The following is a 13,695-nucleotide window of genomic DNA, read 5'->3' on the forward strand; positions in this document are numbered from 1 at the left end:
GTAATCAAACGAATTACATGACTTGATTGAACTATTTTTAGCCAATCGTCACTATCCAATAAGTCCTAATCTTCATCCATTTTTTCCAAATTAGATAAAAAGCATTCATTTCCATTTTTAATTTAAAGTTTTGAAATATAGGTGTTTCTTTGTTTTTAATTTTTTATCCAGTTTGATTGATTTTGATAATTGCGCAGAGATTGGATAGTGCTTGCAGCTTTTGGACAGTCTAAAAAAAAATTCGGATAGAAGATAAAGCCATAACAATGTCAGGAGTTGACACTATGGCTGGTCAAACCGTTCAAATTAAAACAGCATCTGGAAAGCAGTTCAGTGCATATCTAGCAACACCAGAAACAGGAAAAGGACCTGGAGTTGTGCTTTGTCAGGAAATCTTTGGGGTTAATGCAGCCATGCGAGAAAAAGCAGAATTTCTTGCAGAAGAAGGCTATACCGTTTTAGTTCCTGATTTATTTTGGCGTGTAGCACCTAATATAGAACTGGGTTACACACCAGAAGATTTTCAAAAGGCTTTCGAGCTTTATCAGCAATATGATGAAAATCTTGGGGTTGAAGACATTCAGGACAGCCTAGCTTTTTTAAAGACTCGACCAGAATGTGACACCTCTACAGGCCTCGGTGTAGTGGGGTACTGTTTGGGTGGAAAGCTTGCTTATCTGGCAGGCTGCCGACTTCCTGATGTGGCATGTGCTGTAGGTTATTACGGTGTAGGCATTGAAAAATCGTTAGATGAGTTAGCCAACGTAAAAGGACATTTGGTTTTACATATTGCAGAACTGGACCAATTTACACCGCCAGATGCGAGACAAGCGATTGTTGATGCAGCCAACCAATATTCAAATGTACAAGCTTATGTTTATGAAGGTGTTGATCATGCTTTTGCACGCCCAAAAAGCAATCATTATCACAAACCTTCAGCACGTTTTGCCCACGAGCGTACAGTAACAGCTCTACATGACACGATTGGACCGAAATATGACCTAGTTGCCTTATGGGAAGAGCATATTCGTCATGAGTTTGATACGCGTGATGTGCCAGCAACCATGGCAACAATGGTCGCAGAACCGTATGTGAACCATATTCCAACTTTAACTGGTGGTGTAGGCCAAAGCCAGCTTGCTCGTTTTTATCAATATCACTTTGTGCATCAAAACCCGAAAGATATGAAGATCACCTCGATCTCTCGTACGGTTGGCTCAACGCAAGTGGTAGACGAGTTCATTATGAGCTTTACACACGACGCTGAAATTGACTGGTTATTACCGGGTGTAAAACCGACTGGTAAATATGTCGAGATTCCAATGTTAGGTGTAATTCAGTTCAGAGGTTCAAAGCTATGCCATGAGCATATTTACTGGGACCAAGCATCGGTGCTCGTTCAAATTGGTTTATTAGACCCAACAGGCTTGCCAGTTGCAGGTGTCGAGACAGCACGAAAACTTCTTGATGAAGATCTTCCTTCCAATACTTTGATGCCATCTTGGTCAAGTAGCGAAGGCAAGCCAGTCAATTAAGGAGTATTTGCAATGAATATAAATTTAAAAGGAAAAGTCGCTGTGGTAAGCGGCGGTGCAACACTCATTGGTAAAGCTGTTGTGCAAGCCTTAGTCAGTGCAGGTGCTCATGTCGCTATTTTAGATATTGATACAAAAGGTAAGGCGATTGCCGAAAGCTTTAACCATGACGTGATGTTTATTCAAACCGATTTAACCAGTGATGCGGCTATCCACCAAGCCGTGGCGGATATTCACCAACATTTAGGTGAAGTGAGTTATTTGGTCAATCTGGCATGTACCTACTTAGATGATGGTTTTAAATCTTCACGTCAGGACTGGTTACAAGCACTCGATATTAATTTGGTCTCCACAGTTGAGCTGAGCCGTGCTTTATACACTGACCTAAAAAAGCAGCAAGGTTCAATCGTTAATTTTACTTCAATCTCGGCCAAAGTGGCACAAACAGGGCGCTGGTTATATCCAGTGTCTAAAGCCGCGATACGTCAACTCACACAAAGCATGGCAATGGATTTTGCTGCCGGTGGTATTCGCGTCAATTCAGTTTCTCCCGGTTGGACATGGTCTCGTGTCATTGCAGAAGTCAGTGGTAATAACCGTGAAAAGGCCGATAGCGTGGCAGCCGATTACCACTTGCTAGGCCGATTGGGCCATCCCGAAGAAGTCGCCAATGTTGTTTTGTTTTTATTGTCACCTGCTGCGAGCTTTGTCACCGGAGCAGATTACGCAGTCGACGGTGGCTATTCAGTGATGGGCCCTGAAGGATCACAGCCTGCTATTCCACGCTTAGCCGAATAGCACAGCGTTTTAAAAGTACATTTAGAAAATTATGGAGAATATTATGCGCCGTATTGCAATTGTTGGAGCAGGACAGTCTGGTTTACAGCTTGGTTTGGGGTTATTAGATACAGGTTATGACGTGACCATGATCACCAATCGAACTGCCGACGAAATCCGTCAAGGTAAAGTCATGTCAAGCCAGTGTATGTTTCATACCGCTTTACAAACTGAACGTGACTTGGGACTAAATTTCTGGGAAGAACAATGTCCAGCAGTAGAAGGCATTGGGCTAGCTTTAGTTAACCCTGAAAATGGCGGTAAAGCATTTGAATGGAGTGCTCGTCTTGAGCGCTACGCTCAATCAGTCGATCAACGCGTCAAAATGCCATATTGGATGGAAGAATTTGAACGCCGTGGCGGTCGATTGGTGATTCAGGATGTTGGTATAGAAGAGTTAGAACAACTCGCAAACGACTACGAGCTTGTATTACTCGCGGCTGGTAAAGGTGAAGTTGTTAAACAGTTTGAGCGTGATGATGCACGTAGTGTTTTCGATAAACCTCAGCGCGCTTTGGCTTTGACCTATGTCAAAAATATGAAGCCAATTTCACCATACTCTCGTGTGACTTTTAACATTATTCCTGAAGTCGGTGAGTACTTTTCATTTCCAGCACTTACCGTGAATGGGCCTTGCGACATTATGGTCTTTGAAGGTATTCCAAATGGGCCAATGGACTGTTGGCAAGATGTCAAAACACCTGAACAGCATCTGCAATGTAGTTTGGATTTGCTCAAAAAATTTGTGCCTTGGGAATATGAACGTTGCACAAATGTTGAGCTAACCGATGCAGGCGGATATTTGGCAGGGCGTTTCCCGCCGACAGTACGCAAACCAATTTTGACATTACCGTCTGGCAAGCAAATTTTTGGTATGGCAGATGCCTTGGTGGTCAATGATCCAATTACTGGTCAAGGCTCAAACAACGCTGCTAAGTGTAGCAAAATCTATTTCGATGCCATTTTAGCCAATGATAATCAAAGATTTAGCGAACAATGGATGGCTCAAACTTTTGAACGTTATTGGGCTTATGCAGAAAAAGTCGTGGCTTGGACTAATAGTCTGTTAGTACCACCGCAGCCACATGTTGTTGAACTATTAGCAGCCGCAAGCCAAAACCAGAGCATTGCTTCGATTATGGCCAATAACTTTGATGACCCACGCGCATTTGCTCCTTGGTGGTTTGATGCAGATCAGGCTCAGGCATTCTTGGCTTCAAAAACCGCAGCAAAAGTAGCTTAAGGGCAAAACAGCAAAGGGAGAATTAAAAATGGACACAATTGAAACTTTAGCTTTACAAGCAATTAATGCTGAAAACCCAAGAGAAATCCGTAATTTACTTGGACAGTTTGCAACTGGCGTTACAGTGATTACAACTCGTGGTAAAGATGGTCGGAAGATAGGCATGACAGCCAATTCATTTTCATCGCTGTCTTTAGATCCGCCATTAATTTTGTGGAGTCTTTCAAAAACAGCGCCAAGTTTGTCTGATTTTGTAGAAGCTGAATATTTTGCCATCCACATGTTGGCACAAGAGCATCATCAACTTTCTGGACATTTTGCTCGAGGTGCCGAAGACAAATTTGCAGGCATTGCCCATCAACAATGCAATGCTGGCGTTCCAATTTTATCCGATGCACTCGCAACCTTGGTTTGCCGCAATGTAAATCAGTATGAAGGCGGCGATCACCTGATTTTTATTGGTCAAATTGAACAATACCAACAGCGCCAAGGTGAACCATTGGTATTCCACGCAGGAAAGTATCGGATTGCCGCTGAGCATCCAGAATTAGCAGGTTAATTCACTACAATCACGATCAATCCGGTCGTGATTTTTTTAGGAAATAAGAAGATGAAAAGCACTTTAATTAAACATGGATTTTTAGCAGGGACATTGTTGGGTTTGCCATTAGTTTCTCATGCCTATGATTTACCAACCGTAAATTTAGGCATGACCAGCTTTCTCGATGGCGGATTACCCGCTGGGCCCGGTTGGTATGCTCAAACCTATTTTCAAAATTACGATAGCAATAAACTAGTCGATGCCAATGGACAAAAACTCGGTTTACCTAAAACAGATTTAAATTATCAAGTATTGGTTGAGCAGATTAGTTATTTATCGAATGTCCGAGTAAAAGATAAAGCCAGCCTAGGTATGAATTTTTTAATTCCTTTTGTCAGTAAAATGGACATGGATGATGGCTTGAATAATGCTGCCATTAAGGCCCAAAGTGGCTTTGGGGACATTATGATTGGACCTTTTATTCAGTTCGATCCAGTCATGGGCGCACAAGGACCGAGGTTTGTACATCGTTTTGAGTTTCAGGTGAATTTACCTACTGGCGAATACGATCAACAAAAAGATATTAATCCAGGTAATAACGCTGTTTCATTTGACCCTTATTGGACTGCAACATATTGGTTTAATCCCAAATGGACCGCTTCCACACGTATCCATTATCTTTATAACTTTAAGAATAATGACCCAAGCTATGCTTTTGCTGGAGCAAATGATATGCAGGCAGGGCAAGCAATTCATGCAAACTTTGCAACGGACTATGCCATTACCGAACGGTTCCGCTTAGGACTAAATGGTTATTGGCTAAAACAAGTCACTGATACCGAAGTTGATGGTGAAAAAGTCAAAGGTCGACGTGAACAAGTTTGGGCAATTGGTCCCGGTGCGATGTACAGTTTTTCTAAAAATGATCACTTAGTTGCAAATGCATATTTTGAGCAAGATGCTGAAAACCGCCCAGCGGGAACACGACTACAAGTTCGTTATGTCCATCATTTTTAAATTATAAAAAAAGCCTTTTATATCAATCAATATAAAAGGCTTTCGTCTATTTTAAACTTAAGAAAAAATTGAAGTAATTAAGCCTGAACCTTCACTGTGACCAGATCGACGAGTAGACGAAGGTAGCTCCCCATAACGGCGTTTATATTCTTGAGAAAAACGGCCCAAGTGAGTAAATCCCCATTTAAATGCAACGTCAGTAACCGATAGATTTTCATTATGCATCAGTTCTAAATGAGCTTGTTCGAAGCGTAATTCTTTTAAATAAGACATTGGGGTAGTACCCAAATAGTTTTTAAAACCGGTAAATAGCGTTCTCACGCTCACGCCTGCATGCTCGGCCAGAATTTCGACGTTAAGCGGCTCATGTAAATGTTCTTTTATGTAGGCTTCTGTACGCTTCACAAAATAAGGAGAGACTGTTTTTTCTTTATGCTGATCTATTTTATGTAACGCATTATTAGGTTGACCATAAATGAGTGCATTAAATAGATTTGACTCAAATTGTTTAAAGGCTAAAGGATGATGAAGCGGGTGTTGCTCGCATGCTAAAGCATCCATCAGTGTTCTGACGAGCTGTAAAAAGTAGGCTCCACTTTGTGTAGCAAAGTCTAATTTTGGGTCGAAAACGAGTAAGTTATTTTCTGAATCGGCAATGTGTTGGCGACAATGGTAAGTAAAATCATCCTTTGAAACTTTTAAAATGAGCTGCGGTGAGTTCGCATGCCAGCGCATACGTAAAGATTGCTGAGGAGAAATAAGAGAAGCAACTTGAGAATAAGAAATAAACTTTTGAGAACCAAACTCGATTTCTGCGTAGCCTTGAGTTGGAATTTGAATTAGGTAAAAGCTATCAAGGTGATCTGGTTCAATAATGACATCCGCGCCATATTCCAAGCGACTAATAGACAATGCGCCTGTTTTAACATGGTGCATTGTTGCACTGAAATCTCGCTTCTGATGAGAAATTTTAAGATTATGCGGTTTAAAAATTTGCCCTACATTTCGGCAGGTTTCGCTTAAATCGTGGTGATCAAACACTAAATTATGATCAGTAAAGATAGACTCATTTTGAAAATGACGTCCACTGAGTTCGGGGGAGTTGGCTTGGTTCATATATATCCCTTTTGGCTCACTCCTGTATTTACCTGTGTTGTAAAAGCTTTAAAACTTCGCTGTACAGCAAGTAAATACGGTACTTAAAAAATTAAGTTACTCGCAAATTACAATGAGATATAAGCAAAATACAGACCAATTTAACCGCTAATTAATGTGATTTTCTCAAATTTTTAATTCGGATTTTGTCCATCAATTTAATACATTTGAGAAATAGAATAGGGGGATATAAAAGGTGCTATAAGTTAATCTCATCATGATCTTATTCCTTAAGATCTATCAAAATTTATAGCAAATCCGAGCGAACTGGTCAATTTATTTTGTCGGAATTTATTATTTTATATTATTGATATATAATAACTTTTAATTTAAATGCAAAAATTCAATATACCCCTTGCAGAGTATATTGAATAATTTCAGGTTTCAGTGGTTTTTAAATTATTTATACTTTTAACGTGAGGTATTGCTCTGTAAAAACTTTTCGCTATAAATACGATAGTTTTGCAAAGATTGCTCATCTAACCAATTTTTCACGGCTTCAATCATTGGTGGTGGGCCACATAAATACATATCAAAAGCCTGCTCGGCCAGTTGATCTTTATTTAAGTGCTCATGGATATAGCCGGCTTTACCTTGCCAAGCTTCGGTTGCTTTAGTCACAATCGGGTGATAACTAAAGTTTGGAAGCTGTTCTGCATAGGCATGTAAACGCTGTTGTTCACACAAGTCAGTTTCATTATTTACGCCGTAATACAACTGAACGGCAGGTGAGTTAGGCTGTTCAACCAAGTTATCTAGCATTCCCAAGAAAGCTGATAATCCTGTTCCACCTGCTACAAAAACCAATGGTCGCTGTACTTCACGTAAATAGAAACTACCAAGTGGGGCTTCAATGAGTAGGGTTTGTCCAACTTTACAGCGATCACGCAGGTAATTACTCATCACACCGTCTGGCAAGAGACGAATGAGAAATTGCAATTGATTGGTTGTATTTGGTCTGTTTGCAAAAGAATAAGAACGCCAATCTTCAGTATCTGGAATTTGCAAACGAGCATATTGACCCGGCAAAAACTGAAGTTGTTCAGCATAACTGCTCGCATCAAGATGCAAAATTGCTGTCGTTTCAGAAACCAGCTCAACCGCAGTCACTTTGGTTTCAATTTTTAAAGTATCACCAGCGTTACAGATAGCAGAATCATGATCGAAATAAAAAGCTGCATCTGATTTCACACGCGTCTGGCAAGCTAACATTTTTCGCTCGGCCAAATCACGTTCACTTAATGCATCTTCATCGACATATTCTTGTTCATAAATACCAGTTTCACATTGTCCCTGACAGGTACCACAAACACCTTCACGGCAATCTAATGGCAGGTTAATTCCTTGGCGAACTGCTGCATCAAGCAACAATTCGTCGTTATTTACCGAAATGAAAAAGGTTTTGCCATCGGCAAAGTTAAGTGCAACTGAATGTCCCATTTTCATTCCCCTTAAACGTGATAGAAGTCTAAAACGGAATCAATTTTGTCATTAAGCAAAATGCTGTGCTGACGACGAATACGGAAACCATCTGCGGTTTGGCGTAAAAGATAAGTAGCGTGTCCGTAAAAACAGCCTTCTAATCCTTGACGGTTATAGAGCGTTTGCCATGCAACTTTTGCTTCAATTAACCCATCATCCAATGTTTTCACTCGGATATTGTTTATGCTGTGCAAAGTACGTGGTAAGGGTGTTGCAGACGCTGCTTTTCCGGTACGAATACGGAATACACGGTCTTCGAGTCCAGTACGGTCTGCATAATAAATATAAGACAAACCCTGATTTGGATCTTGAACATAGTTATGGTCATCAATCCACTGTGGAATATGATATTCACTATCTTCATCGTAAAGCTCTAGATAGGCATCCCAGTCATAAGCATCGCAAAGCTCTGCCTTTTTGTACAAAAACTGAGATACAGCAAAATGTAGTTCTTGTGACATGGTTACACCTCATCCATTAGGGCATTGTTTTCAAAAGTAATATCCTGCATTTTTAATGCTTTCTTGTTTAATCCGTCGAGCATTAGACGTTGCCAATGTCCATGCTGGTTTACATACAGTCCTTCGTGGGTAAATTCACGACCAGTAATAACGGGGTGAATGCCTAAATCTTGCGAGTTTTTGGTCGCGCCATATTCCCAAGACTGACAACCACGCGAAATATCGCTCCAACGTTCAAGTCGTGCCTGAAAACCTTTTTGCTGTTCACGGAATTCAACTAAATCGTCGGGTGTACCAAGGCCTGATACGTTAAAGAAATCTTCGAACTGGCGAATACGGTTACGGCGTGCTTCAGCAGATTCACCTTTAACACCAATACATTGGCTGATGACTTCAGTTTTATTCCATGCAACAGGGCGAACAATACGAAGCTGTGAACTAATTTGGTCCATAAAAAATAGGCTAGGGTACAAGTTCAAATTTCTTAAACGATGCATTGCCCATTCAGCATATTTTTCGCCATATTTTTCGACCATATATGGCATAACTGTACTGTAACCCGGACGAACAGTTGGGTTCGGCATGTCACTAAACAATACGCTATGACCATTTTTGAAGCTGAACCAGCCATCGTCAGTTTCTGAGTCACCGGCACCTAACTTGCTATAGTCAAGCGTATCGAGTTCTTCACCTTTTGATGCATTGACTTGCTGACGGTGTTGGACTGTAGAGACATAGTTATAGTGAACAGTACTTACATGGTAACCATCTAGGCCATTTTCATTTTGTAGCTTCCAGTTACCTGCAAAGGTATAAGATGACTTGCCTTGTAATACTTCGAGTTCACCTGTTGGAGATTGGTTAACCATTAAATCAAGGAACAGTTTTGCATCGCCCAAAAAATCTTCTAGAGAGTCTGTTGCTTGAGTATCAAGACTTACAAATACAAATCCACGATAGCTGGCAATACGGCCTTGTTTTAAGCCACGGCTTGATTTATCAAAATCTTCACAGTACTCGCTAGGCGCTTTGACTTTAACCAAACGACCATCTGACTTATAGCACCATGCGTGGAACGGACAAGTAAATGTAGACTGATTGCCTTTAGCAACGCGTGTTAAGGTCGCACCGCGGTGTTCACAAGCATTAACCATGGCATGTAGTTCGCCTTTACCATCACGGCTCACAATAATCGGTTGACGACCAATTTGAACGGTTAGGAAATCATGATTGTTTGGAATCTCACTTTCGTGGCATGCATAAATCCAAACCTTTTCAAAAATAAGTTCCATTTCCAAGTCAAATAGTTCAGGCTCGGTAAACATATTACGTGCAATACGAAACACGCCATCGTTAGGACGGAAGTCGATACATCCATCTATAAAATCATTCCATTGTTTTAAACTAGATGAGGTCATTGCTCAATCCTCCAATCAATCAGCTTTTAACTGATTGAACCGCGATTAAGCCTTAGCCTCTATCCGTTTTTTCCAGATCTTTATCCACTTTGTGCAGATTTGATTTTTTAAATGAACTCTTTTTATGAAAGAGTAGAGATTTAAATTTGTATGTGTTTTAACCTATTAAAGTTCCTTATAATGTTAAGGAGCATAAAATGAAATTTTGTGAACTAAGTCTATGAAAGAACAAAACTTAAAATTACAAATTAGAATTCTTTTAGAGCAAAACATCGCATTTGGTCCGGGTAAAGCAGATTTACTTGAAGCAATTGAAAGAACTGGTTCGATCTCACAAGCTGCAAAATCTATGAATATGAGCTACCGCCGTGCATGGCAGCTGGTAGACACCATGAACCAGTGCTTTGAAACAGCTTTAGTTGAAACTCAAACAGGCGGAACACATGGTGGTGGGGCAGCTGTTACAGCTTTAGGCCAAAAAGTCTTAGAGCATTACCGACAAATGGAAATCAATGCTCGACAAGCCTTAGAACAGGACTATCAAATCATGAGTAGCTATTTAAAGAAATAAGATGAGAAATACTTTATAAATTAAAGAATTTAAGCGCGAATCAGTTTTATCTACCAATAGTTTTCAGTTGCTCAGAAAAAAATATCCATCTTTATAAATAATTTCTACTTTTCATCGTCTATGGTTATCGCTATATTCTTGGGTATATATCGCTGCAAAAAACGACAAAAAGGTAAAAAATAATGGTAAGTGATACGAAGATAAAAAAATTGGCTTTAGCCTGTTCTGTGCTCAGCATAGGATTGGTCTTTAATGTTCCAGCCAAGGCTGAATCGGTTACCGTTTATGCAGCAGCGAGCTTAACCAATGCAATTAATGATTTAGAAAAAATTTACGAAAAACAGAATAAAGTAGAAGTTAAAACTTCGTATGCTGGTTCATCAACCTTAGCTAAACAAATTGAAGCTGGGGCACCAGCTGATGTATTTATCTCTGCTGATACCCAGTGGATGGATTATCTGCAAAATAAAAAACGAGTTGCAGCAAATGACCGTATAAATTTATTAGGCAACCGTCTGGTTCTAATTACCCCAAAAGGGCAGTCACTAAATATAAAATTAGATAAAACGACCGATCCCAATAAAGTATTTACAGGCAAGATTTGTACAGGGGATACCAAAAGTGTGCCTGTAGGCAAATATGCTAAACAAGCTTTTACTAATTTAGGTTGGTGGAGTCGTATTGAGCCAAAATTAGTCGAAACACAAGATGTTCGAGCTGCATTAAACTTTGTGGCACGTGGTGAATGTCAGGTTGGGATTGTTTATGCAACCGATGCAGCAATTAGCAAAGAAGTGAAAGTAGCTGGTGTATTTCCGCAAAATACACATTCACTAATTATTTATCCTGTAGGGTTGATTAAAAAGAACTCAAACTCAGTAAAGTTCTATCAATTTTTACAAAGCAACCAAGCCAAAGCAGTCTTTAAAAAATATGGCTTTAGTGTGTTGGCTTCAGTTAAACCATGATGCTTTCTTTAACTCCAGAAGAACTCAGCGTTCTGCAACTTTCTTGTAAGGTTGCATCAAGTTGTCTTGTGGTCAGTATTATTCCTGCAATTTGTGTGGGATGGTTTTTGGCACGTAAAGAGTTTTGGGGTAAGTCATTTATTGAAACATTGGTGTTTTTACCTTTAGTGCTACCGCCAGTTGTACCTGGTTATTTGCTTTTACAAGTTTTTGGCAGTCGCGGCATTATTGGGCAATATTTGGCACCGATCGGAATTGATTTTGCATTTAACTGGAAAGGCGCTGTTCTTGCTTCGGCAGTGATGGGTTTTCCGCTTTTGGTGCAATCTATTCGACTAGCAATTGAATTGGTCGATCAGCGTTTAGAAATGGCAGCAAAGACATTAGGAGCTTCATCTTTAGGGGCATTTTTTCATGTCACTTTACCTCTTGCCAGCAGTGGCATTTTAGTTGGTGCTATTTTATGTTTTTGCCGTAGTTTAGGTGAGTTTGGTGCGACCATTACCTTCGTGGGTAATATTTCAAATGAAACACGGACTTTGCCTTTAGCTATGTATAGCTTAATGCAACAACCAGATACAGAGGCCGCTATTCAACGGCTTATTGTTTTATCGTTAAGCGTGGCTTTTCTGGCATTATGGTTTGCGCAGTGGTTTCATCGTTATCAAAAGAAGCGTTTAGGGCGGTAAAATTATGTTGATTGATTGCCGTTTCCAGCTACAAATGGGGCAATTTCATATTGAACCTAGTTTCCAGTCAGATGCTTCTGTTATTGGCTTATTCGGTGCATCGGGTTCAGGTAAAACATCGATTTTACATGCCATTGCTGGCCTGAACACTCCGCGTAGTGGGCTCATTAAAATACAGGACCAAACATGGTTTGATTCAGATCAAAAAATTAACTTGAGTACCCAAAAGCGGCATGTTGGGTTGGTTTTTCAAGATGCTCAGCTTTTTCCGCATAAAACGGTAAAGCAAAATTTATTATTTGGTCTTAAGCATCTGTCCCAACAAGAACGTCACTTCGAAGCAGATTATATTATTGAGTTATTAAAGTTAGGGCATTTATTACAACGCATGCCCATTAAACTTTCAGGTGGGGAAAAGCAGCGCGTGGCACTAGGTCGAGCATTGTTATATTCACCTAAGCTGTTACTGCTTGATGAGCCTTTATCAGCATTAGATGCGAATCATAAAGCTGAAATTATTCCTTTTTTTCAGAAAGTAAAAGAGGAAATAAAAATTCCAATGATTTATGTGAGTCATGATATTCAAGAGATTAAACATCTGACCGAAACTATGTGGATTTTATAATTTTTCATTTTTTATACGCATTTCCAAACTTACGAGAGTCGGAGTTATAGAGAACTCATTCTTAGCCTGCTGGAGATTGAACCCTAAAAAGTTACTAGGTTTGATAAACCATAAATCTGATTTTAGCCGAATAAATCAAAACCTGCTTTATTGAAAATGATTATTAACAATAAAATATTTCTGACCTTCTAATTTAATAAAACTAATATAAAACAACAATGTAATTTAAAATTTTAAGCTAAAGCTCATTTACCTGAGATCATAAATTAATCTTTTATCTTAATTTGCTCTTGATAAGAATGATAATTATTTGCAATTATATTTATAGATTTCTTTATAATATAAATTGGAGTATCCACATGCGCTCTACCATCGTGGTCACAGGTGCTGCAAGAGGGATAGGAGCGGCTATTGCCAAGCAACTACTAGATCAGGGCTATCACGTTATTGGTATTGACCGACAAGAAAATCCTAAACAATGGGATATCAGCAAAACAATAACGCCAGATCAAACTTCACAATGGCAAGGCATCTCACAAGACATTACCCATCAACAAGAAACACAAACTTTAATTTCAGAGCTTTTAGAAAGATACGAAATTACGGGGTTAGTAAATGCAGCAGGAGTATTAATTATGCGCTCCATGCTTGAAGCAAAAATGGAAGATTGGGAAACACTTTTTGCGGTCAATGTCATGGCGCCTATCGCGATCAGCCAACAAGTAGCTAAACATTTTTGTGCAAAAAAGCAGGGCAGTATTGTCACTATTAGTTCAAATAGTGCACGAATGCCGCGTATGCAACTTGGTATGTATGCCACCACTAAGGCTGCACTGAGTCATTTTTGTCGCAATCTGGCACTTGAAATCGCGCCTTATCAAGTCAGGCTGAATATTGTTTCACCAGGATCTACTCTCACTCAAATGCAGCAACAACTTTGGACTGATAATGCACCTCCACCTGCAGTAATTGATGGTGATTTGAGCCAGTACCGAACAGGTATTCCCTTAAGAAAACTCGCGCAACCAGATGATATTGCCAATACCGTGAGCTTTTTACTCTCGGACCAAGCTGCCCAAATTACGATGCAAGAAATAGTGGTAGATGGGGGAGCGACACTTGGGGTTTAAATACTACTTCAGCACAACAACCA

At 39.8% G+C, this 13,695-nt stretch carries 14 protein-coding genes; 10 read left to right on the forward strand and 4 right to left on the reverse strand.

Annotation, left to right across the window (positions count from 1 at the left end):
* Window positions 1-284: 284 nt before the first annotated feature.
* Genes RMA94_RS13410 through RMA94_RS13430 form a run of 5 tightly spaced genes read left to right on the forward strand, consistent with a single transcriptional unit; the run spans window position 285 to window position 5,173 of the window.
* Window positions 285-1,535, forward strand: coding sequence for a dienelactone hydrolase family protein (locus RMA94_RS13410; RefSeq protein WP_130172675.1), 1,251 nt, complete (start codon window positions 285-287; stop codon window positions 1,533-1,535).
* Window positions 1,536-1,547: 12 nt separating this feature from the next.
* Window positions 1,548-2,333: an SDR family oxidoreductase gene (locus RMA94_RS13415; RefSeq protein ID WP_069123283.1), complete on the forward strand. Its 786-nt coding sequence runs from the start codon at window positions 1,548-1,550 to the stop codon at window positions 2,331-2,333.
* 43 nt (window positions 2,334-2,376) lie between these two features.
* A complete protein-coding gene (locus RMA94_RS13420; protein ID WP_199112525.1) occupies window positions 2,377-3,615 on the forward strand; it encodes a styrene monooxygenase/indole monooxygenase family protein in 1,239 nt (412 codons plus the stop codon).
* A 28-nt stretch (window positions 3,616-3,643) separates the two neighbouring features.
* Window positions 3,644-4,174, forward strand: coding sequence for a flavin reductase family protein (locus RMA94_RS13425; protein WP_032003622.1), 531 nt, complete (start codon window positions 3,644-3,646; stop codon window positions 4,172-4,174).
* A 51-nt stretch (window positions 4,175-4,225) separates the two neighbouring features.
* Window positions 4,226-5,173, forward strand: a complete 948-nt coding sequence (locus tag RMA94_RS13430; RefSeq protein WP_311083367.1) for a transporter — start codon at window positions 4,226-4,228, stop codon at window positions 5,171-5,173.
* A 57-nt stretch (window positions 5,174-5,230) separates the two neighbouring features.
* Here RMA94_RS13430 and RMA94_RS13435 read toward each other — a convergent pair whose 3' ends face one another.
* The 4 genes from RMA94_RS13435 to antA all read right to left on the reverse strand — a co-directional run bounded on the left by RMA94_RS13435 (window position 5,231) and on the right by antA (window position 9,689).
* Complete coding sequence (locus tag RMA94_RS13435) at window positions 5,231-6,289, reverse strand: AraC family transcriptional regulator (RefSeq protein WP_311083369.1); 1,059 nt, start codon at window positions 6,287-6,289, stop codon at window positions 5,231-5,233.
* Window positions 6,290-6,739: 450 nt separating this feature from the next.
* On the reverse strand, window positions 6,740-7,774 hold the full coding sequence (gene antC / locus RMA94_RS13440) for an anthranilate 1,2-dioxygenase electron transfer component AntC (RefSeq protein ID WP_081312809.1): 1,035 nt from the start codon (window positions 7,772-7,774) through the stop codon (window positions 6,740-6,742).
* 5 nt (window positions 7,775-7,779) lie between these two features.
* A complete protein-coding gene (gene antB, locus RMA94_RS13445) occupies window positions 7,780-8,271 on the reverse strand; it encodes an anthranilate 1,2-dioxygenase small subunit (protein ID WP_000076809.1) in 492 nt (163 codons plus the stop codon).
* Window positions 8,272-8,273: 2 nt separating this feature from the next.
* Window positions 8,274-9,689 carry an anthranilate 1,2-dioxygenase large subunit gene (gene antA, locus RMA94_RS13450; protein ID WP_213385015.1) on the reverse strand — a complete coding sequence of 472 codons (1,416 nt, stop codon included), beginning with the start codon at window positions 9,687-9,689 and terminating at the stop codon, window positions 8,274-8,276.
* Between the two features lie 220 nt (window positions 9,690-9,909).
* Here antA and RMA94_RS13455 point away from each other — a divergent pair, with 220 nt between their 5' ends.
* The 5 genes from RMA94_RS13455 to RMA94_RS13475 all read left to right on the forward strand — a co-directional run bounded on the left by RMA94_RS13455 (window position 9,910) and on the right by RMA94_RS13475 (window position 13,672).
* Window positions 9,910-10,260, forward strand: coding sequence for a winged helix-turn-helix domain-containing protein (locus tag RMA94_RS13455; protein ID WP_068530616.1), 351 nt, complete (start codon window positions 9,910-9,912; stop codon window positions 10,258-10,260).
* 182 nt (window positions 10,261-10,442) lie between these two features.
* Window positions 10,443-11,228 carry a molybdate ABC transporter substrate-binding protein gene (gene modA, locus RMA94_RS13460; protein ID WP_202724090.1) on the forward strand — a complete coding sequence of 262 codons (786 nt, stop codon included), beginning with the start codon at window positions 10,443-10,445 and terminating at the stop codon, window positions 11,226-11,228.
* A complete protein-coding gene (gene modB, locus RMA94_RS13465) occupies window positions 11,225-11,917 on the forward strand; it encodes a molybdate ABC transporter permease subunit (protein WP_227063765.1) in 693 nt (230 codons plus the stop codon). Before modA ends, modB begins: the two co-directional genes overlap by 4 nt.
* A 4-nt stretch (window positions 11,918-11,921) precedes the next feature.
* Entirely contained in the window at window positions 11,922-12,542 is a 621-nt protein-coding gene (locus RMA94_RS13470) for an ATP-binding cassette domain-containing protein (RefSeq protein ID WP_202724091.1), read from the forward strand.
* Between the two features lie 359 nt (window positions 12,543-12,901).
* Window positions 12,902-13,672 carry an SDR family oxidoreductase gene (locus RMA94_RS13475; protein ID WP_130625472.1) on the forward strand — a complete coding sequence of 257 codons (771 nt, stop codon included), beginning with the start codon at window positions 12,902-12,904 and terminating at the stop codon, window positions 13,670-13,672.
* Window positions 13,673-13,695 lie beyond the last annotated feature (23 nt).

The organism is Acinetobacter sp. V115_6 (assembly GCF_031799025.1).
Classification (GTDB): Bacteria; Pseudomonadota; Gammaproteobacteria; order Pseudomonadales; family Moraxellaceae; genus Acinetobacter; species Acinetobacter pittii.